The organism is Bradyrhizobium sp. 25ACV (assembly GCF_054863005.1).
In genome coordinates, this window is record NZ_JAVAYO010000018.1 from 53007 (window position 1) to 76259 (window position 23253).

23 protein-coding genes and 1 tRNA gene are annotated in these 23253 nt (G+C 64.8%); 12 read left to right on the forward strand and 12 right to left on the reverse strand.

All coding sequences use genetic code 11. From position 1 onward, the window contains the following. Positions 1-27 precede the first annotated feature (27 nt). Together pbpC and RAD04_RS31880 are read right to left on the reverse strand one after the other, a co-directional pair. The gene (gene pbpC, locus RAD04_RS31875; protein WP_461626966.1) at positions 28-2178 is read right to left on the reverse strand and encodes a penicillin-binding protein 1C; all 2151 of its coding nucleotides are present in this window, start codon (positions 2176-2178) and stop codon (positions 28-30) included. 80 nt (positions 2179-2258) lie between these two features. Next, entirely contained in the window at positions 2259-7463 is a 5205-nt protein-coding gene (locus tag RAD04_RS31880) for an alpha-2-macroglobulin family protein (protein ID WP_461626967.1), read from the reverse strand. A gap of 409 nt (positions 7464-7872) precedes the next feature. On the opposite strand from RAD04_RS31880, the gene RAD04_RS31885 reads away from it, so the two are divergent. Then, positions 7873-7949, forward strand: a tRNA-Arg gene (locus RAD04_RS31885). Between the two features lie 143 nt (positions 7950-8092). Continuing rightward, entirely contained in the window at positions 8093-8320 is a 228-nt protein-coding gene (locus RAD04_RS31890) for a hypothetical protein (protein WP_461626968.1), read from the forward strand. A 33-nt stretch (positions 8321-8353) separates the two neighbouring features. Here the strand turns inward: RAD04_RS31890 and RAD04_RS31895 are convergent, their stop codons facing one another. Beyond that, complete coding sequence (locus RAD04_RS31895) at positions 8354-9640, reverse strand: hypothetical protein (protein WP_461626969.1); 1287 nt, start codon at positions 9638-9640, stop codon at positions 8354-8356. 116 nt (positions 9641-9756) lie between these two features. Between RAD04_RS31895 and RAD04_RS31900 the strand changes: the two genes are divergently transcribed. Beyond that, on the forward strand, positions 9757-9984 hold the full coding sequence (locus RAD04_RS31900) for a DUF2171 domain-containing protein (RefSeq protein WP_461626970.1): 228 nt from the start codon (positions 9757-9759) through the stop codon (positions 9982-9984). 139 nt (positions 9985-10123) lie between these two features. Here the strand turns inward: RAD04_RS31900 and RAD04_RS31905 are convergent, their stop codons facing one another. Beyond that, on the reverse strand, positions 10124-10342 hold the full coding sequence (locus tag RAD04_RS31905) for a hypothetical protein (protein WP_018323145.1): 219 nt from the start codon (positions 10340-10342) through the stop codon (positions 10124-10126). A 295-nt stretch (positions 10343-10637) separates the two neighbouring features. Further along, positions 10638-10787, reverse strand: coding sequence for a hypothetical protein (locus RAD04_RS31910; RefSeq protein ID WP_461626971.1), 150 nt, complete (start codon positions 10785-10787; stop codon positions 10638-10640). Positions 10788-11032: 245 nt separating this feature from the next. On the opposite strand from RAD04_RS31910, the gene RAD04_RS31915 reads away from it, so the two are divergent. Then, complete coding sequence (locus tag RAD04_RS31915) at positions 11033-11206, forward strand: hypothetical protein (protein WP_461626972.1); 174 nt, start codon at positions 11033-11035, stop codon at positions 11204-11206. A 52-nt stretch (positions 11207-11258) separates the two neighbouring features. On the opposite strand, the gene RAD04_RS31920 is transcribed toward RAD04_RS31915, so the two are convergent. From RAD04_RS31920 to RAD04_RS31935, 4 genes are all read right to left on the reverse strand, one after another. Then, positions 11259-11570, reverse strand: a complete 312-nt coding sequence (locus RAD04_RS31920; protein ID WP_461626973.1) for a hypothetical protein — start codon at positions 11568-11570, stop codon at positions 11259-11261. After that, positions 11561-12349, reverse strand: a complete 789-nt coding sequence (locus RAD04_RS31925; RefSeq protein ID WP_461626974.1) for a hypothetical protein — start codon at positions 12347-12349, stop codon at positions 11561-11563. Before RAD04_RS31925 ends, RAD04_RS31920 begins: the two co-directional genes overlap by 10 nt. Before the next feature lie 175 nt (positions 12350-12524). Further along, positions 12525-12755 (reverse strand): hypothetical protein, encoded by a 231-nt coding sequence (locus RAD04_RS31930; RefSeq protein WP_461626975.1) that lies wholly within the window; start codon positions 12753-12755, stop codon positions 12525-12527. A 77-nt stretch (positions 12756-12832) separates the two neighbouring features. Further along, entirely contained in the window at positions 12833-13069 is a 237-nt protein-coding gene (locus tag RAD04_RS31935; protein WP_028144733.1) for a hypothetical protein, read from the reverse strand. 250 nt (positions 13070-13319) lie between these two features. Here RAD04_RS31935 and RAD04_RS31940 point away from each other — a divergent pair, with 250 nt between their 5' ends. Then, positions 13320-13667 carry a DUF6481 family protein gene (locus tag RAD04_RS31940; protein ID WP_028144734.1) on the forward strand — a complete coding sequence of 116 codons (348 nt, stop codon included), beginning with the start codon at positions 13320-13322 and terminating at the stop codon, positions 13665-13667. Positions 13668-13775: 108 nt separating this feature from the next. Here the strand turns inward: RAD04_RS31940 and RAD04_RS31945 are convergent, their stop codons facing one another. Next, complete coding sequence (locus RAD04_RS31945; protein WP_018323138.1) at positions 13776-14021, reverse strand: pentapeptide MXKDX repeat protein; 246 nt, start codon at positions 14019-14021, stop codon at positions 13776-13778. 333 nt (positions 14022-14354) lie between these two features. Between RAD04_RS31945 and RAD04_RS31950 the strand changes: the two genes are divergently transcribed. The 3 genes from RAD04_RS31950 to RAD04_RS31960 are packed head-to-tail and all read left to right on the forward strand — an operon-like array spanning position 14355 to position 17283. Further along, the gene (locus RAD04_RS31950; protein WP_461626976.1) at positions 14355-15377 is read left to right on the forward strand and encodes a TRAP transporter substrate-binding protein; all 1023 of its coding nucleotides are present in this window, start codon (positions 14355-14357) and stop codon (positions 15375-15377) included. Further along, positions 15374-15928, forward strand: a complete 555-nt coding sequence (locus tag RAD04_RS31955) for a TRAP transporter small permease (RefSeq protein ID WP_461626977.1) — start codon at positions 15374-15376, stop codon at positions 15926-15928. The genes RAD04_RS31950 and RAD04_RS31955 overlap by 4 nt, the downstream gene beginning before the upstream one ends. Then, positions 15925-17283: a TRAP transporter large permease gene (locus RAD04_RS31960; protein WP_018323135.1), complete on the forward strand. Its 1359-nt coding sequence runs from the start codon at positions 15925-15927 to the stop codon at positions 17281-17283. Before RAD04_RS31955 ends, RAD04_RS31960 begins: the two co-directional genes overlap by 4 nt. An 89-nt stretch (positions 17284-17372) precedes the next feature. Here the strand turns inward: RAD04_RS31960 and RAD04_RS31965 are convergent, their stop codons facing one another. Further along, positions 17373-18065 carry a GntR family transcriptional regulator gene (locus RAD04_RS31965; RefSeq protein WP_461626978.1) on the reverse strand — a complete coding sequence of 231 codons (693 nt, stop codon included), beginning with the start codon at positions 18063-18065 and terminating at the stop codon, positions 17373-17375. Between the two features lie 216 nt (positions 18066-18281). Here RAD04_RS31965 and RAD04_RS31970 point away from each other — a divergent pair, with 216 nt between their 5' ends. The 4 genes from RAD04_RS31970 (at position 18282) to RAD04_RS31985 (ending at position 22179) form a co-directional block, all read left to right on the forward strand. Further along, entirely contained in the window at positions 18282-18905 is a 624-nt protein-coding gene (locus RAD04_RS31970; protein ID WP_461626979.1) for a TRAP transporter small permease, read from the forward strand. After that, complete coding sequence (locus RAD04_RS31975) at positions 18905-20170, forward strand: TRAP transporter large permease (protein WP_461626980.1); 1266 nt, start codon at positions 18905-18907, stop codon at positions 20168-20170. The genes RAD04_RS31970 and RAD04_RS31975 overlap by 1 nt, the downstream gene beginning before the upstream one ends. 24 nt (positions 20171-20194) lie before the next feature. Further along, the gene (locus tag RAD04_RS31980; protein WP_461626981.1) at positions 20195-21178 is read left to right on the forward strand and encodes a TRAP transporter substrate-binding protein; all 984 of its coding nucleotides are present in this window, start codon (positions 20195-20197) and stop codon (positions 21176-21178) included. A 74-nt stretch (positions 21179-21252) separates the two neighbouring features. After that, positions 21253-22179 carry a dihydrodipicolinate synthase family protein gene (locus tag RAD04_RS31985; protein ID WP_461626982.1) on the forward strand — a complete coding sequence of 309 codons (927 nt, stop codon included), beginning with the start codon at positions 21253-21255 and terminating at the stop codon, positions 22177-22179. A gap of 161 nt (positions 22180-22340) precedes the next feature. On the opposite strand, the gene RAD04_RS31990 is transcribed toward RAD04_RS31985, so the two are convergent. Beyond that, a complete protein-coding gene (locus RAD04_RS31990; protein ID WP_461626983.1) occupies positions 22341-23252 on the reverse strand; it encodes a hydroxymethylglutaryl-CoA lyase in 912 nt (303 codons plus the stop codon). Between the last annotated feature and the right edge of the window lies 1 nt (position 23253).

The window sequence follows — 23253 nt, forward strand, 5'->3', positions numbered from 1 at the left end:
CCATCGCCACAACCGCTTGAGGCAGGGTCATTGAATTCGAATGACGACTGTGTCCGCGGCGCCCGTGGCGTCGATCACGGTGAGCCGCGCAAAGCCCGGACCGGGCGGATCGATCAGGCGCTGGCGGCGGCCGTCGATCTCACCGAGCGCCGTACCGTTAACCATGACGGTCATGGGCAGCACGCCGCCAGCGACCTTGACCGGCATCGCGGCGCTCTCCTGCCCCCCGGAGCGATCGACATCGATCCGTGAGCCGTTCAGCGGAAACTGGATGTGCAGTGCCTGCTCACGGCCGGTCCGCACCAGTTCCCCCACCGGCCGGAACCGCTTCAGCGGCAACGGCAGCTTGGCGTTGCTGGCAACCAGGGTTCCCCTTGGCGGCTTCGGCAGCGCGGCCAGAGTTTTGCCGGTACGGGCGAAGGCGTCGAACAGGATGGGCGCGGCGGCGACGCGCCCGATCAGGCCGGGAACCGGCGCACCATCGGGCCGGCCGACCCAGACGCCGATGGTCATCCGGCCGTCGAACCCGACCGACCAGGCGTCGCGATAGCCGTAGGAGGTGCCGGTCTTGAAGGCGATGCGGTTGTGAGCGGCGTTCTCCGGCGGCGGCGTTCCCAGCAGCACGTTGCCGACCTGCCAGGCCGCGACGGGATCCAGCAGCCTGAGTGACTCGCGGTCGTCCTTGTCAGCCATCACCTCGCGCAGCGGCTTGGTGGTGCCGAGGCGGGCAAAGCCCGTGTAGAGCTGGGCAAGATCCTGCAGCGTCACGCCGACGCCGCCGAGCCCCATGGCGAGCCCCGGCGCTTCGTCCTTGGGCAGAACCAGATTGCCGCCGGCCTGCCGCAGCCGCGACGCCAGCCGGCTCGATCCGACGCGGTCAAGCAGCACGATCGCCGGCACGTTCAGCGAGAGTTGCAGCGCCTTCCTCACGGGCACCGTGCCCTGGAAGGTCATGTCGAAATTTTCCGGCGCGTAGGAGCCGAAGCGAACCGGCCGGTCGTCGATCAGGCTCTCCGGATGGACGAAACCGTCCTCGAAGGCGAGCCCGTAGATGAAGGGTTTTAGCGTCGATCCCGGCGAGCGGATCGCGCGGGTCATGTCGACCTGCCCTGCCCGGCTCTCGTCGAAGTAATCGGCTGAACCGACGCGGGCCAGCACGTCGCCGCTCTCGTTGTCGACCACGATGATGCCGACCGAGATATTCGGCCCGAGCGCAACGGCGCGGTCGCGCGCCAGCGGCTCCAGCACCTTCTGCAAATTCGCATCCAGCGTCAGCTTGATGACCGGCGTATCCTTGACCGTCGACAGCGCGGTATCGGAGGCATGCGGCGCCAGGATCGGCATCGGCTTGCGCAGCTTTGGCACGGGCACGGCCTTGGCCTGCCTTGCGTCGTCCACGCTGACCACATGCTCCTCGACCATGCGGTCGAGCACGCGATCGCGCGCCTTGCGCGCGGCCTCCGGATGGCGATCGAGGCGGCGCGTCTCCGGCGACTGCGGCAGCGCGACCAGCAGCGCGGCTTCGGCCAGCGACAACCGCTTCGGCTCCTTGCCGAGATAGCCGATCGAGGCGGCGCGGATGCCCTCGAGATTGCCGCCATAAGGCGCCAGCGCGAGATAGAGGTCGAGGATCTGCTCCTTGCTCATGCTGCGCTCGATCTCGATCGCGCGCACCATCTGCCGCAGCTTGGCATAGAGCGAGCGCTGCCGCCGCGGCTCCATCAGCCGCGCCAGCTGCATGCTGATGGTCGAGCCGCCAGAGACGATGTGGCCGCGCGTCGCAAGTTGCAGCGCGGCGCGCCCGAGTGCGAGCGGGTCGAGCCCGTTGTGGGCGTAGAAGCGCTGGTCCTCATAGGCGAACAGCAGCTTCAGATAGGTCGGGTCGACGCTGGATTTGGCATCGACCGGCAACCGCCAGCGGCCGTCGGCCATGGCGTAGGCCCGCAGCAGCTTGCCGTTGCGGTCGACGATGGTGGTGGAGACGTGCCGGGCCTCGTCGAGCGGAAGCGGGCCGAGCGAGTAGACCCAGGTCACGAAGCCGACGATGGCGAGGATGAAAGAGAGTGCGAGGACGGTGAGGATACGAAGGCCGCGGCCCCTTGCTGCGTCATGGCCGGGCTTGTCCAGGCCATCCACGTTCTTGCCCGCCGCGCCACAGTTCATGGATGCCCGGGACATTTGCGCGAAGACGCGCTTCGCGCTTTTGCCCGGGCATGACGACTGAGTATGTGGCTCCGCTGCGCTCATTCAATCAGCACTCACTTCGCCGCCCGCACCTCGACCGTTCCCGTGCCCGTCCGGCCGTAGCGCGAGGGATTGTACATGTCCTCGACATAGGCTTGCGGCAGCACGTATTTGCCGGGCGAGACCACGCGCACGATATAGGCGACGGTGAAGACCGACTTCGAATCCGAGGCGCGATCGACCGCCGCCGTGAAGCGGTCGTCGCGGAACTCGGTGTCCTCAGGCTCCTCGCCGTCTTCGATCCAGTCCAGCGTGCCGCTGTCGCCCGACGAGACCAGCTTCGGGTTGTCGATCTCAAGGCCTGCCGGAAGATAGTCGGACACCATGATGTGGCCGTACTCAGGCTTGGCCTCGGTGATCTTCAGTACCACCGCGAAGCGCTGGTTCTGCTTGAACTTACTGATATCGGCCGGCTTGCCGTCGAGCGTGAAGTAGTTGCGCTCGATCTTGAAGCCGTTCGATGCTGCCGGCTCCGGCGTCACCGGCGAGCCCGACACCGAGACCACCGCCTGCACCGGCGCATCGCCGGTGTTGGTGATCTTCAGTGGCTTGCCCTCCAGCGTCGCAGCCTTGTAGCTGCGATAGAGCGCGGTCTTGACCGGCTGGCCGTCCACTTCCATGGACAGGTTCTCCTTGGCCAGCGCGCGCGCCGCCAGCACCAGCCACGCATTCTCCTGCGTGGAGGTGTAGGGCGTCAGCCCGCGCGCGGTCTCGACCCGCGACACCGCCTGCGTCAGCGTCGCCTTCGGTGCGTTGCCTTCGCTGGCAAGCGACACCAAAGCTGCGGCATCGCGAAGCTGCGAGCCGTAGTCGGTGCGGCCGAACTCGAGCACCGGTTTCGGCGCGAGGCTGTCGAGCGCGGCGCCGTACACGCGTTCGGCGCGGTTGCGGTCGCCGACGAGAGCGAGCGCCGCTGCGAGCTGCGACTTCGCGATCGGGGTTGCGAGGTTGCTGAGCTTGGTGTCGGCGAGATAGCGGAGATCGCCGATCGGCGCTGCGCCGTTGCGGGCGAGCACATAGAGGCCGTAAGCGAGATCGCGCCCGCCATCCTTCTCCGGCTCGTTGCCGTTAACGACGGAGTTGCGGATGCGGTCGAGCGCGTTCTTGAACAGCACGTCCGGCACCGCAAAACCCTTCTCACGGGCGCGGGTCAGGAAGTCCGTCACGTAGGCATCTAACCAGGCATCGTCGCCGCCGGCCGACCACAGGCCGAACGAGCCGTTCGAACCCTGGCGCGCCAACAGCCGCTCGATCGCATCGCGGATGCGCTGGTCGACCTCGGTGTCCATGGCCAGATGCGCGCCGGCAGCGAGGTCGTTGACGTAGAGCAGCGGCATGGCGCGGCTCGTGATCTGTTCCGAGCAGCCATAGGGATAGCGGTCGAGCGCTTTCAGGATCGTGGCGGCATCGAGCGCGGTCGACAGGCTCGCCGAAACCGAGACGCTGCCGGTACCCGGCACCAGGTCGGAGAACATGTCCGAGGTCAGCGTCAGGCTCTCGCCCTTCGCCAGCGTCCGGATTGACCGCCGCGCCAGCACCTGCGTCGCCGCCTTGACGTCGAACGCGTAATGGCGCGCCAGCGTCAGCCCGTTCGGTCCCTTGATGTCAACGTCGAGCGTCGCCTGCCCGGCCGCGGTCGCGTCGATCGCGAGCGTGAACGAGTTGCGCTGCTTGGCGGCGAGCTTGACCGAGGTGGCGGGATTGCCCGTCATCTTCACCGGGCCGCCGGTCTTCACGTTGATCACGTAGTCGCCGGCCTGGCCCTCGACATTGTCGATCTCGAGGTTGACCGTGCCGTGGTCGCCATTGAGCAGGAAGCGCGGCAGGGTCGTGGTCAGCACCACGGGGTCGCGGATCACGACGTCGGTGTTGGCGCGGCCAAGCTTGGTCGCGGTCCACGCCACCGCCATCACGCGTGCGGTGCCGGCGAACTCCGGAATGTCGAAGCTGACTTCCGCACTGCCATCGGAGCCAACCGTGACGATGCCCGAATAGAGCGCCAGCGGCTTTTGCGCGGGCGGCGAGCCCTGCAGTTCGCCAGCGCCGGCGTCACCACCGGACTTGATCTGGCCGCGCGTGCCCGACATGCCGTCGATCAGCTGCCCGTAGAGGTCGCGGATCTCGGCGCTCAGGCGGCGCTGGCCGAGATAGTAATCGTCCGGCGCCGGCGGCTTGTAATTGGTGAGGTTGAGGATGCCGACATCGACCGCGGCGATGACGATCTTGGCGTCCTCGCCCGGATTGAGCCCGTCGAGCTTGACCGGGATCTTCAACGTTGCGTTGGGCCGGATCAGTGCCGGCGGCGACAGCTTCACCTGCAGGGTGCGGGTCTGCTTGTCGATGCCGAACCATTTCAGGCCGATCGCCCGGCCCGGCATGCGCTGGGCAGCAGCATCGAGCGGACGGCGCAGCGTCGCCACCACGTAAGCGCCGGTGCCCCAGTCCTTGCCGACCGGGAGCTTCACCTGGGCAGTGCCTTCCTTGACGTCGATGGTCTGCGTCGTCAGCAGGCGGTCGCCGAGCACGTTGATGGTGAGCTTGCCAGCACTGCGGACATTGACCGACACCGTCATGGTGTCGCCGGAGGAATATTGCGGCTTGTCGATCGAGGTCTCCAGGAGGTCGGGCGTGTCGGCGCTGCCGTCGGAATACCAGCCGACGTCGAACTGCACCGAGGTCACCGGGCCATCGGCGTCGTTCGACTTCACATCGAGCCGGTAGCGGCCGGGTTGGGGGCTGAGCGAAATCCGCGCCGGCTTGTCAGCCGAAACGGACAGGTCACCGTCGGCAACGCGCGAGGTCGACTTGACCGGCTCGTACTCCCAGTAATTGTTCTGGCGGTACCATTGGTAGCGCGACTCCATCTTCAGGAGCTCGTAGCGCAGGCCATCGCGGCGGAGCCTCTCGCCGTCGGGCGAGACGAACAGGACGTCGAACTCGGCCTTGTCGCCCTCGGCGACGTTCTTATCACCGAATAGCGGCTTGACGCCGATCAGGGCGGTCGCGGGCGCCACCGGCAGCACGATCTTGCGCTCGACGGCGCGGCCGCCGGTCTCGACCATGCGGACGAAGATCTGCGCCTCCTGCGGACGGGTCGAGGTCGGCTGCTTGTCCAGCGTCACCGGGAAGGTCGCAACGCCATTGGCGTCGGCTTCGGGCAGGTTCTCCAGCGGCGTACGTTCGTTCGAATTGGTCTCCTCGTCGGCAACGCCGAACTGGTAACCGGCAAAGCCTGGGCGTTCGCTTGCAGGCGCGACCAGCATGTCGCCTTCGAGCTGCAGGCCGGACGCGGGCGCGCCATAGAGAAAATGGCCGTCCGCCTTAAGCTCCACTGGAGCGTTAGCTTTGATCAGCTTATCCTTGGCGGACAAGTCGAATTCGATCCGATCAGGAACGTAGTCCTCGACCATGAAAGTGGTCTCGCCGACCGAGGAGCCTTTCGGGTCGGTGAAGGCGCGCACCCGCCACGTCCCGGTCGGAACGGCCGAGTTGAGCGGCACGGACAGCGTACGGCCGCCGGCGCCCTGGTCGGCGAGCGCGGCACGTCGGTATTCGACGCCATCAGGGCGCTCGATCACCAGCGTCAGCGGTCCGCCGCTGACGGCATTGCCCTGCCCGTCGCGCAACAGCGCGGTGAGATAGACGGTCTCGCTGGAGCGATAGACGCCGCGCTCGGCATAGACGAAGGCATCGGCGCCTGCGGGCACCACGCGGCCGGAGACGCCGCGATCGGACAGGTCGAAGGCGGAGGACTTCAGGCTGAGGAAGGCATAATCGGCCTTCTCACCCGTGACCGTCAGCATCGCCGGCGACAAGCCGCCCTCGCCGCGCGCAAGGCCCGCCTCGAACAGCACATGGCCGCTGTCGTCGGTCTTGCGGGTCGCCAGGATCTCGTTGTTGCGGGCAACCAGCCGCACCTCGGCCTTGCCGACCGGATCGGTCGAGGCCAACGAGTTCACGAAGACATGGATACCGTCATTGCCCGAATAGGCTGTTACCCCGAGATCGGAGACGATGAACCATTGCGTGGCGAGCTGGTAATCGTCGTCCGAGCCCGGACCCTTGGCGGCGGCCGTCATCACGTAGACGCCCGGCTGAAGCTCGCCGAGTGCCTGGTCAACCGGAAAGGCCGTGGTGACGTCCTGGTTCAGCGTCATCGCGGTTGCGAGCTCGCCGGTCCAGACCTTCACGCCCCGCTCGTCGCCGAGATCGGAGAGCTGGTATTTCGACAGCGTCTTCTGGAAATCGCTGTCGACCACCGTGTTGATCAGATTGCGGTCGCCTATCCTGAAGACGTTGATGTTGACCGCGGGCGTATTGACGCTGACCACGGGAATGCCGCGCTGGCCCGTCCGGGGCAGCACATAGGCCCGGCTGGTGAAGCGCACGAACGGCTTGCGGTCGCGCACATACACGTTGAACTCGGCCGATTTCGGCAGCCCCTCCTTCACCGTGGACGGCAGGCCGGCGCGTAAGTTGATGTTGTAGCGCTCGCCGTGCTTCAGCCCGTCGACACAGAGCTGCTTGCCTTCGGCCGAGAGCGCCGGCTTGTCCTGGCCCGCCAGCGCCAGGTACGGCGCGAAGTCGGTGCGCTTTGCCAATTCCTCGGAGAACTGGAAGCAGGCGCGCGGGCTCGCCGAATCCGAGTCCACGGTGTAGTCGAGCAGCCGGAAGCCGTGCTCGTCGCGCATCTTCTCATATTGGCCGCGGACGTCGGCGACCTCGCGCATGTCCAGCGACAGCCGCAGCGAATCCAGCGCCGGCCGCCATAGCTTGCGCTCCGACAGCGACTTGCCGAGCACCGCAAGCGCGTCGGCCTCCTCGCCCGGATTGCCGGCGCGCAGGTAGGCGATGTAGGCCGCTGTCGAGGCACGTTCCAGCAGGAAGGTCTGCTCGCTCGAGCTCTTCGGCGAGATCTGGAAGATGACCTTGGCGAGCCGCAACCAGTTGCCGGCGTCTTCCGGCGTGGTCGCCGCGATCTGGCCGAGCACGGACAGGCCGGTGCGATAATCATTGCGCCGGAACGCGGCGTCGGCGTCCGTTTTCAGCGTCGCATTGGTCTTGCCGACCGGCCCCGCCTCGCTCTTGATCTGGGCCTCCAGCTTAATGGCGGAATCGGCGAGGTCGTCGCGCTTGAATGCCTTGTCGGCAGCGTGTGCCGCGCTGAAGCCGAGCGCCAGCGTGGCGCAGATTGTGACGGCGCGAACAAGACCGATCATGATGGACTCCCGGAAATCGCGGACAGCCGCCCGCAGGCAGCATGAAATGCGCGGAAAGGTGACGGACTCAAGGCGATGGAACCAAAGGTGCAAATCGTCGCATTCGCCATGGAAAGGCAAGCCCAGAGGAGACCGATCAAGATACCGCCGCACACGCCGTCCTGATGGCGCAGCAATACCCGACCCGTCGACCGGCGGCCACATCCCGGAAGCGGACCCAGCATTCCCGGCGATGTGATCCATCGTCCAGTCCGCTGCCGCTCAACCCGGCACCCTGACATGCCACCGTCTCGCTTTGTCGCGGCTCTGAGGAAAAGGGTTCGGTTCAGACTTGGCGAAAGACGATATTTTTCATATTTGGCATGGTAGATGAACCAGCCGGCCTCCCAACGGAGGCTGGCGTAGCGACGGTCCCATAGCTCAACTGGATAGAGTAGCGGATTTCTACTCCGCGGGTTGCAGGTTCGAGTCCTGCTGGGATCGCCAGTCTCATTCTAAATCCACCGCCCTTCACGAACGCGTGGGTAACCATACGCGGGCCTTTGAACCGTGCCGATCAGCCCTATGTAAGCGGCGGGCGAATTGCGCCCGCGTTAAGGACTCCGATGCTTCCTGCCGAATGGACGAGAATGGCTATCGCATCTGCGGTGGCAATCGTCGCGATGTCGTTTTTGGCAATCGACGCAGGCGTGGTGAACACCAGTGTGGTCACCAGGCCCATCAAGGTGGCTCAAGCATCGATCATTGGCGCTGCCATGGGCCAGCATCACCTTTCCTTCGCCGTTCAGGAGTGGGCGCGTCCCAGCCGCGACAACAACGAAAAACCGGCCTTGGAGCACTGCCTGGCGGTCGACTGATCGAGGCGCCCTCTTCCGCGCAAGCGACGACATTCATCCTCCGCCACCTGTCGACTGACGAACCTGCCACCATCGCGCAATCGCCGCGGTGAGATCGCCCCAGACCTCCGTCGGCAAATCCGAGACCGCCACCCGCACACTATATCGGTCCGTGGTCGCGTCGTGAAACCACTCGGTCGCGGCAAAGTCGAAACCGAAGCTGCCGGCATGGCGAATCGGGAGGCCCTCGGCGCGCAGTTCGTTGCTCATGTCCTCGGCGGCCTGCCGCGCGCTCGCCTCGTCGAGAGGGCGCCTGCCCCGCAAGGTGACGTAGAGACCGTGGGCGAAATGGAGTTCAGCAGAGAGCGCCGGGAGTGTTGCGGCAAAATGGCGGGCCATGCTTCGGCCGTTGCGCAGGATCGCCGCGACACGCCGCTTCGTGAGGGCCCAGTAGGCCGCGCTGCCGACAAAGGGCGGGAAGTGCGCCGGCAACGCCGCGCCGCCGAGCAATCGCACCGCGTTGCGCGTTTCAGCCGCAAGACGTGTCCATTCAGGGCGCCCTGCCCGCCGCTGGTCATCATTCCCCTGCACGAAAACCGCCGAGCCGAGGCGGCCATATTCCGCCCCGAGCGAATCGAGTTTGTTGTGGCTTCGCACCAGCACCAGTGGAATTCCGTATCGCCGGGCCCAGCCCAGGACGCGCCGGATCCGGCCCGAGCTGCCCGCGAAGCATGTCGTATCGAAAATCGCGAGATCGAGACCCGAGCCGTCGCTTCGGATCGCCGCCTCAAAAGCGCCGGCGCGGGAGCAGGAATCCAAAAGCAGAATTTTCGGCGAATTCGCCGAAGCAAACGCATCGTCCAACGGCGGCCTCAAAGCCACGAGCCGCAAATGAGGAACAAGGCTCCGGATCAGTTCCAGCGTCTCGCCATAGGAACCGGGAAGCACCAGCAAATCAGCCCTCTCGACGATTTGCGCGGAGGCCAGCAGGACGGCGGAGATCGCGGCCATGCCCGAGGCAGTATAGATCGCCGCGCTCATGCCGCCGCATTCGAACTCATAGAAGGAAGGACCGCGCACCGTAAGATCGGCCCGCTGGTAATCGTAACTGAACTTGAAGGGCCCGCTGACGGGATCGGCGCTGTGCGACCAGGCTGTTTCCGTTGCCTTCCACCCGTGCAGCTCGTGCTCTGCCCTGAGCGCCGCAGTGATCTGGAATTTCGACCTGACGACCTCGTCGACCGATCGCGGACGCGTCAAATCGAGCGGATGGCTCAGGCAATCATTCAACAGCCCGAGTTCCCTGTGCTTCCGTTCCAGATAGGCCTGAATGGTCTCCATGCGCGTCTTGGGCAGATCCGATCGGACCTCAACGTGCGGAAATCGCCTTGGGTCCAACGCACGCCTGCTGCAACGAACATCGATCCTGGCCGTTGAGACGGCGCAAGGAGGACAACATGTCTGAGATCAGAGAGCACATGAAAATCGTCGGCAAGGACGGCGCACATGTCGGCACCGTCGACCGCGTCGAGGGCAATCGCATCAAGCTGACGCGGAAGGACAGCCCGGAAGGTCACAAGGACCATCATCACTACATCGACATGAAATATGTCGGTGCCGTCGAAGGCGATGTCGTCAAGCTTTCAATGAATGCCGACGCCGTACCGAAGACGGAAGCCGCCTGAACATTGAGCCCCTTCGGGGGCTTTTTGTTTGTTCACGATCCAACTCTGCTTCGTTCCAAAAGTACGAATCGTAATCGCAAAATCGGCGCTGCGCTTTTCTTAACATCGCGTTTCGTCGGATCGATCACCTAGCCATCGATCACGTAGCCATGGGCACGAGCGTCGGCCGCAGCAGGTAGGCGTCGATCGCAGCGTTCGACAACAGCAGCCTGCGGCGCTCTCCTCGCAGCATCAACCTATCGATCCTGTTCAGGATGAAGCGGGCGGAATCCTCGTGCTCGCCTGTGAGCAGCCCGGATCGGTCGAGATATTTCCAGGCAATGTCGAAGGACTGGGCGCGTAACTCGGGGTCGGTCATGGACGGCCAACGTCGGCGGGGAACGCAGGTTCCTGTTTGAGCGCGAGCGAGGCGGGTCGCCTTGCGCAACGCCAGGCGTATCGAACTCGGCACAACAAAATGAGCAGCGGCGTGGAACGAGATCACGACCGGCACGTTAGATGGCTTGAAATCAAGTGGTGCCGACCTGCCAGCCCCGGTCGGCTTTGAAGGGCCCCGTGCTTGTCCCCCGAGCACGGGGCTTTCTCATGCAGATCAACCGGTTGACCGAGTTCGGCCTGTCATCGTCTGACGCGAAATTCCGCTGCGAATGCCCTCAGTCCGTCCGCTCGTCGCGCTGGTCGCGGGCCAGCTCGTGCCAGGCCAGCGCCAACTGGATCAGCCGTTGCCGGTCGGCGCCTTCCGATGCCGCGGCCTGCTTCATCGCGGCCTCCGCTTCGTGCTGTGGGTCGTACTTGGTACACATGAGACCGACTCTAGCGGGCTATCTGGACAAGCCCATGGCAATTTCGTCCGTATGATTGCGGGGTAAGTCCGCGTCTCTGGACTGAGAACAAACGCCCCGGCACGATTGCCTCTCTGCATGCATGCGCTGATTGCGAAGCCATTTGGCTGGGCTTCATCCAGGCGATCTGTGAATTGTGTCACAGTCCGCGACCTGCATCTCGGTTAAACCATGTTTCGACGCTCCAGCAGCATGCGGAGGCATCGATGGTATTTCCCGTCACGACACAAGAAGCAGCAGCTCCGGCCAACGTCCCGACGCAACGACAAAGGACCGACCTGCTCGGCATCGCCTATCTCGGGACCATCGGCATCGTGATGCTGGCCTGGATCGCCGGTCTGGTCTGGGGCGCAATTGCGTTCTTCAACTGGCTGGTGTGACGCAGGACGATCCGTCGCGCTGGCGAGCAAGGCTCGCGGCCGCGATCGTGCGCTAGAACAGGCAGTGCACCACCTGCCCCAGCTTGATCCCGCCGCAAACGATCATGGCCCAAAGCGCCAAGCTGATCTGGATTGCATCGAGCATGTCCCACGTCCCCGCGAATCGTTTTCTCAACGTTTTTTCTTTTGAGAATCGCGTGAAGCGGCACCGGGAGCCAGTGCTATTTTGAGGCAATTGTTGTGCGCCGCCGAACGTCGCGCCGAGATACGCATCGAGACATTCGGTTGACGGCACCAGAACAAAAAGAGGCGGGCTTTCGCCCGCCTCTTTCAGATGAGGATGCGACCAGTGCCTTAGCGGCACGCTCGCGGGTCGGTCGGCACGTACTGCCCGTCCGGATAGCGATAGTAGCAATTGCCCTGCGCCCAGTAGTAGCCGGGCTGGGATGCGGCGGTGGCACCGGCGATGGCTCCGGTCGCGCCGCCGAGAACCGCGCCCGCGGCGGCCCCTGTGGCGTTACCCGAGATCAGTCCGCCCAGCACGCCGCCGACGATGGCGCCGCCAAGCGCGCTCGCGCCGGGATCAGCCGGCGGCGGAGGTGGCGGTGCATAGGCGACCGGAGGCGGCGGCGGGGCATAGGCCACCGGGACGTCGTCGTAATACTCCTCGGAGATGTAGGCCGGCGGGCCGGCCATCCGCTGCGGATAATAATACCAGACGCCGCCAACATCCCACCACCAGCCGGAGCGGCCGTTGTGGACTTCGTGGCGCCAGCGCCCGCCGTCCCAGGAGCGATTGCCACGATAGGCATGTCCGCCCCAGTCGCGCGTCGGAGCGGGACCACGGGCGACATAACGTCCTGGCGGCGGGCCGCCGGCGCCGTGCGGACCGGGACCCGCATGGGGCTGGCCACCGGGCTGCGGCGCGGGCCTGGCCGCCTGCTGCGGCGGGGGGCCCCTGCGTATGTTCTGACTGTCCGCAGGCGGTGCCCCTGCGCCCGGACGGGCCGGAGGTTGACCGGCGTCCCTTGGTGGCCTGGCGTCCCTCGACGGCCCGGCGTCCTGGGCCTGCGCCGAAAGCGCGAGCAACGACATGGCCGAAACCAAGGGAATGATGATCTTCATGCGGCTGGACGCACTCATGCGTGCTTGACCCCTACTCTCTCGAATGCCGTGGTGCCTGGCGCGATAGACGATTCGGATCGCGCTCGGCTTGATGCCGGCTGACATAGCTGACCTGCTTTGTTCGGCTAAGTCGCGTTACAAATGATTAAGATCACGGCAATTTTTCGGCTCGACGGGCCGCGCTGGAATGCTTCTAGCGGGCCGGCTCGATCACGTTGCAATTGCTCCGCCCGGACATCAGGCAGTCCTGCATCTTGCTGGCCGCGGTAAGGTCCCGCGCGAGCCACCAGCCGATACCGAGGATCAGGATCGCGATGATCAAGCCGGCGATCGCGCCGCGGCGGTTATCGCCGGATTGAGGCTTCGGCTGGGATTTCGGCTTCTCGCCCGGTTGGGGCTTGGACTCGAGCTTGGACGTGGACATGGCTACCTACCGTGCGGGCGCCGGCTTACCACCTCTGCGACGTCCCGTCACATTCCGATCGGTCCAGCTCGTCAGGTTCAGCCTCGGGTCGCCCGGATCGCATCCTTGCGCGAGGTTTCGACCGCCGGGATCGCCTGCTGGAGCCGCGGTGCACAGGTCGTCAGCACGAACGCGGTCTGGGTGCATTCCCAGTCGGCACCCAGGACGGCGCTCTCGATGGGCTGGGGACGAGCGAGCAGCAGCGCGGCGCCGGCCACGGCAATAAGGGCCAAGGCGATTGCCAGCGCCTTCTGGCGGAAGCGGAAGATCGTCATGCCCGTGCTCCGTCTCGTATCGGGGCGGACGCTAGGCGTCGCCCTGGGACATCACAATTCGGCAGTTTTTCCGGGCTACGAGATCGTCGGGGCGGCGATTTTTCGTCTACCTGATCGGCTGCGATTATGGGTGGCTTCGCGACGCGCGCCGATGTACACGCTTCTGCGTCGCGTGGCGCCCGCTATGCCCAGCCGACGTACCAACACGCAGTGATGTAGGGCTGAAAGTGAGGAAGACAAGGTTCGTTCGATGAGTGGATTCAGGGAACCAGGCTTCTCCGACCGACAAAAGGCGGCGCAGGAAGCACGCAAAAATCTTTTGAACAAATTCAAGTCGCAGCCCGGTCACGACGATCCGGCGGTCGCGGCAAGACGCGCCGAGCGCGAGGCCCTCGCGGCCAAGCGCGCCGAGACAAAGGCAGCGCGCGAGGCCGAAAAGGCCGAGCAGAAGCGTATCGCGGAAGAAGCCGCAGCCGCGGAGGCAGCCCGGATCGCCCGCGAGGCGGAGGAGGCGGTCGCCAAGCAGGCTGAAGTCGAGGCCGAGCAGAAGGCCAAGCGCGACGCCCGCTACGCCGCCCGCAAGGCCAAGCGCAAGTAGCAATCCCGGTCGCGTTCAACTGAATTTGAACTGACTATCCGGGGCGGTCCACGTGACCGCCCCTGGATTTTCGACGCACGTCCGTCTGCGGCGGACGACAGTCGAAGATCAGTTCTTCTTCATCATCCCGTCGTCCTTCTTCATCCCGTCCTTCGACATGTGATCCTTCTTCATGCCGTCGTCCTTGGACATGGTGTCCTTCTTCATCATGCCGTCCTTGGACATCGTGTCCTTTTTCATCATGCCGTCATCCTTGCCCATCTTGTCCTGAGCGAAGGCGGCCGGCGCGAGCGCGAGGCCGAGCGAGAGAGCGGCAGCAGAGACGCCGAGCACGATACGGGTGCGAATGGTCATGGATCATCTTCCCTTCGAGATGGTGTTTGTCAGCGACGGACGCCGCTATTCAATCTCGACGGATGGACGCCCCACATTGTTACCCCGCCGCGAGATAAATTTTTGACGAGCCTGCTGCGATCCGCCGTTCGAAGGAGGCCAGGGCCTGCGGCGGGAAGAGGATGTGTGCAGCGCAGCACGGTCACCCCCTTGCCGCGGCATTCGGTCTCGAACTATCAGATGAGAGAATATCGGGTGAAAGACCGGCTAGGATGGGCCTACGTGCCGGTCACATGACCCGCCCAAATCACACCAACAAGAACCGTTCAAAGAAACGTTCAAGGGGATTACACCATGCTCACGCGCCGCCATCTGATCGCGACAGCCGCCGCCGCACCCGCCATTCTCCGCTTCGGCATTGGCACCGCGCATGCCGCGACCACGCTGAAGATCTCGCACCAATTCCCGGGTGGCACCATCGACAAGGGCGATTTCCGCGACCGCCTCTGCCGCATGTTCGCCGCCGAAGTCAGTAAGCGCAGCAACGGTGACATTGCCGCGGAGATCTATCCGAATTCCTCGCTGATCAAGACCAACGCGCAGTTCTCCGCGATGCGCAAGGGCGCGCTCGACATCAGCCTCTATCCGATGCCGTACGCCGGAGGTGAGCTGCCGGAGACCAATATCGGCCTGATGCCCGGCCTCGTGACCACCTACGACCAGGGCCTGCGCTGGAAGAAGGAGCCGGTCGGCAAGGCGCTGACCGACTTCCTCGCCGACAAGGGCATCATCCTGCTCTCCTGGGTCTGGCAGGCCGGCGGCGTCGCCAGCCGCTCCAAGCCGATCGTCGCGCCGGAAGACGCCAAGGGCCTGAAGGTGCGCGGCGGCTCGCGCGAGATGGACATGGTGCTCCAGACCGCCGGCGCCTCGGTGCTGTCGGTCCCCTCGAACGAAATCTACGCGGCGATGCAGACCGGCGCCTGCGATGCCGGCATCACCTCCTCGACCAGCCTGATCTCGTTCCGTCTGGAAGAGGTCGCCAAGTCCCTGACCTCGGGCGCAGGCGCCTCCTACTGGTTCATGCTCGAGCCGCTGATGATGTCGAAGGCGATCTTCGACAAGCTGCCGAAGAACCAGCAGGACATCCTGCTCGCGGTCGGCACCGAGCTCGAGGCCTTTGGCCGCAAGGGCGCGCAGGACGACGACGTCGAGGTCGCCAAGGTCTACGAGAAGGCCGGCGCCAAGGTCTCGGTGCTCGACGCCGCGACCGTCGGCAAGTGGCGTGACATCGCCCGCGACACCGCCTGGAAGGACTACAGCGCCAAGACCGCGACCTCGGCGAACCTGCTCAAGCTCGCCACCGACGTCGCCGCATGAGCCACGGTCCGCTTCCGGATCGTGACGATCAAACCAGCGCTGACGCAAGGACAGGCCTTGCGGCAGCGATCGATCGTGGTCTCGCCATCCTCAACAGCATCATCGTCGTGTTCGCCGCGATCGCCCTGGTCGCGGCCTGCGCCATCCTGAGCTACAGCGTGCTCAGCCGCGCGCTGTTCAAGGCCGCCAATTACTGGCAGGACGAGGCCGCCGTGTTCCTGCTGGTCGGCGCGACCTTCATGACGGCCGCCTATGTGCAGCAGAACCGCGGCCATATCGGCATCGAGGCTTTTGTCGGCCTGCTCTCGCCGCTCGCGAACCGGATCAGGCTCTGGCTGGTCGATGCCGCCACGTTTCTGTTCTGCGCCTTCTTCACCTGGAAGTCCTGGACACTGGCCCACGAGGCCTATGTCGACGGCCAGGTCTCGAACTCGATGTGGTCGCCGCCGCTCGCCATTCCCTATTCGCTGATGGCATTCGGCATGAGCCTGCTCTGCATCCAGATCCTCGTGCAGCTTGCGCTGCCGTTTACCGGAGCCAAGCGTCCATGAGCGTGTTCGGTATCGGCGTTGCCTACGGTGTTGCGACGCTGCTCGTGATGTTCTCGGGCATGCCCATTGCGTTCGCGCTCGGCGCGGTCGCGGTCGTGTTCATGGGCATCTACATGCCGGCGGCGTCCCTCGATACGGTGACGCAAAACGTCTACGAGGAAATGGCCTCGATCACGCTGTTGTCGATCCCGCTCTTCATCCTGAAGGGCGCCGCGATCGGCAAGTCGCGCGCCGGCCAAGATCTCTATTCGGCCCTGCATGCCTGGCTGCATCGCGTTCCCGGCGGGCTCGGCGTTGCCAACGTGTTCGCCTGCGCGCTGTTCGCGGCGATGGCGGGCTCCTCGCCTGCGACCTGCTCGGCGATCGGCTCGGCCGGCATTCCCGAGATGCGCAAGCGCGGCTATTCCGGCGGCTTTGCCGCGGGCATCATCGCCGCCGGCGGCACGCTCGGCATCCTGCTGCCGCCCTCGATCACCATGATCCTGTTCGCGGTCGCAGCCGAAAAATCGCTCGGACGGCTGTTCCTCGCCGGCATCGGCCCCGGCCTGCTGCTGGTCTCGCTGTTCGGCGCCTACGCCGTGATCCGCTTCCGCCAGGAATATGCCGCCGCAGAAGCGATCTACAAGAACGGCGGCCCGGAAGCAGCGATCCTCGCCCGCGACGAATACACGCTCGCCGAACGCTTCAGCGTGCTGCCGCGCGTGATCCCGTTCGTGCTGCTGCTCACCGGCGTCATGATTGCGCTCTATGGCGGGTACGCCACGCCGTCAGAGACCGCCGGCCTCGGCGGCCTGCTGGCACTGGCGCTGATCGCGGCGATCTACAGCGTGTGGCGGCCGAGCGACCTCGCGCCGATCATGAAGTCGACGATCCGGGAATCGACCATGCTGATGATGATCATCGGCATGTCGCTGCTCTATTCCTACGTGATGAGCTATCTGCACATCTCGCAATCGGTCGCCGAATCCATCGTCGCGATGCACCTGCCGCGCTGGGAGCTGCTGTTCGCGATCCTCGTCATGGTGGTCGTGCTCGGCTTCTTCCTGCCGCCGGTCTCGATCATCCTGATGACGGCGCCGATTATCCTGCCGCCACTGCGTGCCGCGAACTTCGACATCATCTGGTTCGGCGTGGTCATGACCATCGTGATGGAGATGGGGCTGATCCATCCGCCCGTCGGCCTCAACATCTTCGTCATCCGCAACGTCGCGCCGGACATCCCCTTGCGCGAGGTGATCTGGGGCACGCTGCCGTTCGTGCTGCTGATGATGCTGGCAGTGCTGCTGCTGTGCTTCTTCCCGGCGATTTCGACCGGGCTGCCGGATCTGGTGATGGGGCCGGACGGGAGCAGGTAACGGCAAGTGGGCAAAGCGAAGCGTGCCCACCATTCGCGATTGCGGTCACGGAGAGATGGTGGGCACGGCGCTATGCGCCTTTGCCTACCCTACGACTGCTCTTTCCGTCGCACCTTCGGCGCGACCACGCTGCCGGCCACCACCTGCAATAGATCTTTGCGCACGGCTTCGATGTGCCGCTCCAGGAAGCGGCAGGCTTCCTCGACCTTCTGTGCGCGGCAGAGCGCGATCATATGGGCGTGCTCCTTTTCGGCCGTCCCCATCGCTTTGGTGTTGGAGAGCTGCAGCCGAGTGTAGCGGTCGCTGGTCTGGAGCAGCGACAGCACGATCGCCCGCGTGCGCGGCTGCGGGGCGTGAACGTAAAGCGCCATGTGGAAGTCGGCGTTGAGCTGTCCCCATTCGCTGACGTTCTTCGCCTTGATCGCCTTCTCGAAGCGCTTGTGGATGTCGTCGAGCCCGTCGAAATCGTCAGCGCTGAAACGCGGCGCCGACTGCGCCAGCAGCCGCGGCTCCAGGATGCAGCGCAGATCGAACACGTCGTTGATCTCGTCCAGCGACAGCTCCGAGACGATGGCACCCTTCTGCGGCACGATCCGCACGAGGCCTTCGGCCTCGAGCTGAAATAGCGCCTCGCGGACCGGAATGCGGCTGACGCCATAGGCCTCGCCAAGCGCATCCTGCCGCAACTGTGATCCGGCCGGATAAGTACCGTCGAGAATCGCCTGCCTGAGCTGGTCGACGATCGCGGCCGACAGGGTGCGATGCTTCAGAGGCTGTTTCATCTGACCTTCTGTTGTCCTTCCCGACTCGTCCGGCCGAAGCGGTCTCTCTCTTGCATGTCGGGCGCTCCAGCAAAAGCCGGGTGCCCCGCAAAGCAGCGTGCCCAGCAAAAGCGCGGCCTGCCGCAGAAATGACCCCAATCTCCGTTTGACACCCAAATTGTATAAATTATACATTTGTCGATAGCACGACAATTTTCGGGGTGTGGGGCCTCTTTCATGATCGAGCAGACGATCCCGGCCAACCGCGCGTTCAGCGTTCGACGGATGGTCATTCGCGCCTCCAGCGCCCTGCTCGCCGTGGAGCGCCTTGCGCTGATGGGCCTGATGTACGTGCTGACCGGCCTGATCCTGGTGAACGTCGTCACCCGCTACGCGCGCTTTCCGATCTACTGGATCGACGAATCCGCTGTCTATTGCGTGGTCTGGCTGACCTTCATGGGCGCCTCCGCGATGACGCGGCTGCGGCTCGACTTCGCGGTGACCATGCTGACGGAACGTCTTTCGCCGCAGCACCAGAAGATCGCGAAGGTGATCTCGACCGGCCTCGTGGTCGTGTTCGGCGCCGCCCTGATCGTCACCTGTGTGCTCTGGATGGATCCGGTTGGCCTCGCCCGCGCCGGCTTCGACGGGCGCAAGCTCGCGGCCGAAACCTTCAACTTCCTCTACACCGAGCACACCCAGACGCTGAACTGGCCGACCTGGGTGCTCTACCTGACGCTGCCGATCTTCGCGGTCTCGATGACCGTTCACGGCCTCGCCAATTTGCTGGAAGATCTGGGGCTGGTGCCGCGCGTGCCGCCAAAGGGCTTCCAGCTCTCCGAGCTCGACGGGGTCAACTGATGATCACGTCAGCCGCTTTTATGGTTTTCATGCTGGTCGGCGTGCCGATCGGCCTCTGCCTGTGCCTCGCCGGCCTCGTCTACATCGCGGCATCCGGCAATCCCGTGCTGTTCCAGTCCTATCCGCTTCAGCTGTTCGGCGGCGTCGACAGCTACGGCCTGATCGCGATTCCCCTCTTCATTCTGATCGGCGAGATCATGAACGGCGGCGGCATCACGAGGCGCATCGTCGACATGGCGATGGCCTTCGTCGGCTCGCTCAAAGGCGGGCTCGCCTACGTCAACATCCTCGCCAACATGTTCATCTCCTCGATCCTGGGATCGGCGACCGCGCAGGTCGCGATCATGGCCCAGATCATGGTGCCGGAGATGGAGAAGAAGGGTTACGACAAGACGTTTGCGGCGGGCCTGACCGCCTATGGCGGCATGCTCGGACCGATCATCCCGCCCTCGGTGATGTTCGTGGTCTACAGCGTGCTCGCGCAGGTCTCGGTCAGCGACATGCTGATCGCCGGCATCGTGCCGGGCGTCATCCTCACCGTGATGTTCTGCCTCGTCATTGCCCTGATGGGCTATGTCTACAATTATCCGCGCGCGGATTATCAGACGCCGCGCCAGCGCGTCATGACGATCCTGCGGACGTCGCCGACGCTGCTGATCCCGGTCGTGATCGTCGGCACGATTCTGAGCGGCCTCGCCAATGCGACGGAGTCCGCCGCGGTCGGCGCGGTGGCTGCCGCACTCGTCGGAAAATACTGGACCAGGGAGTTCGAGTTCGCGCAGCTGCCGCAGATGATGCTGCGCAGCGCGATCTATTCGGCGATCGTGCTGTTCCTGGTCGCGGCCGCCGCCGTGTTCTCATGGGTCCTGATCTTCGGCAAGGTGCCGCAAGAGACGGCGGCCTGGATCCAGACGGCGGCCAAGGACCCGGTCAGCTTCATGCAGATCTGCAACGTGATCCTGCTGGTGATCGGCACGGTCATCGACGGCATTCCCGGCCTGATCATGACGGTGCCGATCCTGCTGCCTGTTGCAACCGAGGTCTATCACATCGATCCCCGGCATTTCGGCGTCGTGGTGGTGATCAATCTCGTGCTCGGCCTGCTGTCGCCGCCGGTCGGGCTCTGCTTCTTCGTCGCGGCCGCCGTCACCGGCGCCAAGCCCGGCAAGATGTTCATGGTGACGCTGCCCTTCTTCGTCATCTCCTGCGTCCTCCTCGTGCTGCTCTCGCTCTACCCGTCGCTCTCGCTGATCCTCATCAAATAGGCCCGTTCAAAAGGAAGCCCGACCATGCCGCTTACACGCCGCCGCTTTCTCGCCGCCAGTGCCGCCACATCGGTGTTTGCGCCCTCGCTGGCGCTCGCCCAGGCCAAGGAATTCCGCCTCGGCCTGATCACGCCGAACGGCCATTCCTGGAACAAGGCCGCGTTGAAATTCGGAGACGAACTCAAAGCTGCAACGAACGGCCGCCTGACCCTGACCGTGTTCCACTCCGGCCAGCTCGGCAACGAGCCCGCGATGATGCAGCAATTGCAGTCCGGCGCGCTCGACATGGGCTTCATCCAGGCCGCCGAGCTCGGCTCGCGCGTGCCGCACATCGCCGCGATCAACGCGCCTTACATCGTGCGCTCGACGCCGGCGGTGGCGAAATTCGTGAGGCATCCGGCGGCCGTCAAACTGTTCGACGTGCTGCCGCAGGAAACCGGAACGATCGGGCTTGGCTGGGGCATCACCGGCATGCGCGCGGTGTTCTCGTCGAAGGACTTGACGACGCTCGCCGACATCAAGGGCATGAAGCTGCGCATCAACCCGACGCCGGTCTATCGCGACTTCTACTCGTCCCTCGGCGCAGCGCCGACGCCGATCCCGACGCCGCAGGTATTCGATGCCATGGCCAACGGACAGGTCGACGGCCTCGAGGCCGATCTCGAATTCTCCTGGAACCAACGCTTCGACAAGGTGTCGAAGGTGATCCTGCAGATGAACGCCGTCTTCATGCCGATGGCGGCCGTCGTCTCCGGACGGGTCTGGCAGTCGCTCCCCGCCGCGGACCGCGAGCTGATCGCCAAGACGGTGAAGGCGACGCTGGATGCGCAGATCGACGAACTCGCCGGCAACGAGCCCGCGCTGATCGAGAACTTCAAGAACGCGCCGATTCCGATCCGCCAGGTTCCGGCCGGCGACACCGAAGCCGTCATTGCCGAGTTCGACAAGATCTGGCTGCCCAAGGCACCGGTTCTTGCCGAGCTGCGCAAGGTCGGCGCGACGCTCTGATCCCACCCGCCATCCTCTTCACCACGCCCGGCGGATCCAGCCCCCCGCCGGCAATCTTACTTGGAGTCAAATCAATGAGCCGCCGCGTTTCCTGGGAAGGCGTCTTCCCGGCCGTCACCACCCAATTCCACGACGATCTCTCGCTCGACATCGATGCAACCGCGAAGGTCATGGACGGTCTGATCCGCGACGGCGTCTCGGGCCTGATCGTCTGCGGCTCGGTCGGCGAGAACACCTCGCTGGAGCGCAAGGAGAAGGTCGCGATCATGGAGACGGCGAAGTCGGTCGCCGCCGGCCGCGTGCCCGTATTGTGCGGCATTGCCGAATTCACCACGGCGTTTGCGGTCGAGACGGCAAAGGAAGCCGCGCGCGTCGGCAGCGACGGCGTGATGGTGATGCCCGCGCTGGTCTATTCGTCCAAGCCGCACGAGACCGCCGCGCATTTCCGTGCCGTAGCCTCCGCGACCGACCTGCCCGTGATGCTCTACAACAATCCGCCGATCTACAAGAACGACGTCACCCCGGACATTCTCGCCACGCTCGCCGACGTTGAGACCGTGGTCTGCTTCAAGGATTCGTCCGGAGACACGCGGCGCTTCATCGACACCAGGAACATGGTGGGCGACCGCTTCGTGCTGTTCGCAGGCCTCGACGACGTCATCGTCGAGAGCATCGCCATGGGCGCCGTGGGCTGGGTCTCCGGCATGTCGAACGCCTTCCCGCGCGAGGGCGAGACGCTGTTTCGTTTGGCCAAGGCCGGCCGCCTCGCCGAGGCGATGCCGATCTACGAATGGTTCATGCCGCTCTTGCATCTCGATGCGCGCCCCGACCTCGTCCAGTGCATCAAGCTGTGCGAACACATCATGGGCCGCGGCACCGCGCTGACCCGCCCGCCGCGCCTCGCCCTGCTGCCGCAGGAGAAGGCCGAGGTCGAGGCGATGATGGCCAAGGCGCTGAAGAGCCGGCCGCGTTTGCCAGATGTGGGCCTGAAGGCCGCCTGAGCGCAGGTCTCGTAGGATGGGCAAAGCGACTTGTCCGCCGTAGCTCGAAGAGCGAAGGCGGAAGCGTGCCCACCACCTGTCTCGATCATAAAAAAGATGGTGGGCACGGCGCTACGCGCCTTTGCCCACCCTACGGCACCTGCGCTTACAATCCCGAAGACCTACGAAGCCGCCCGCTTCTTCTTCGCATTCAGCGCGGACGCCACCCGGCTCACGGGCGCCTTGCCCAGCACACCACTCATCTCGTTCGTGGCCGCCAGCAGCTTGTCCATATCGACGCCGGTCCTTATCCCCATGCCCTCGAGCATGTAGACGACATCCTCGGTCGCGACGTTGCCGGTCGCTCCCGGCGCATAGGGGCAGCCACCGAGGCCGCCGGCGGCGGCGTCGATGACGCGGACGCCCTCCTCCAGCCCGGCATAGAGATTGGCGAGCGCCTGGCCGTAGGTGTCGTGGAAATGCATTGCAAGCTTGGCGGCGGGAATGTTGGCGGCAACCGCGCGCAACATCGCCTTAGCCTTATCAGGCGTGCCGACACCGATAGTGTCGCCGAGCGAGATCTCGTAACAGCCGAGCTCCCACAACGTGCTCGCAAGGTCGGCGACGGCCTTCGGCTTTATCTCACCGTCGAACGGACAGCCGAGCACGCAGGAGATATAGCCGCGCACCTTGACACCGTCGTCCCTCGCGCGCGCCAGCACCGGCTTGAACCGCTCGATGGACTCGGCAACCGTGCAATTGATGTTGGCGCGGGAAAAGCCCTCGGAGGCCGCGGCGAATACGGAGACCACTTTCGCGCCCGCGGCGCGCGCTGCGTCATAGCCCTTCTCGTTGGGCACCAGCACGTGGAATTCGGCGCCCTTGATGTGGTTCACGCCGCGCAGCACGGCATCCGAGCTCGCCATTTGCGGGATCGCCTTGGGTGAGACGAACGCCCCGACCTCGACCGTGTCGAGGCCGGCCGCGACCAGCGCCTCGACGAAGGCGATACGGGCTTCGACGCTGACGGGCGTCTTCTCGTTCTGGAGGCCGTCGCGCGGCCCCATTTCGATGATGCGGACGGGGTCGCTCATG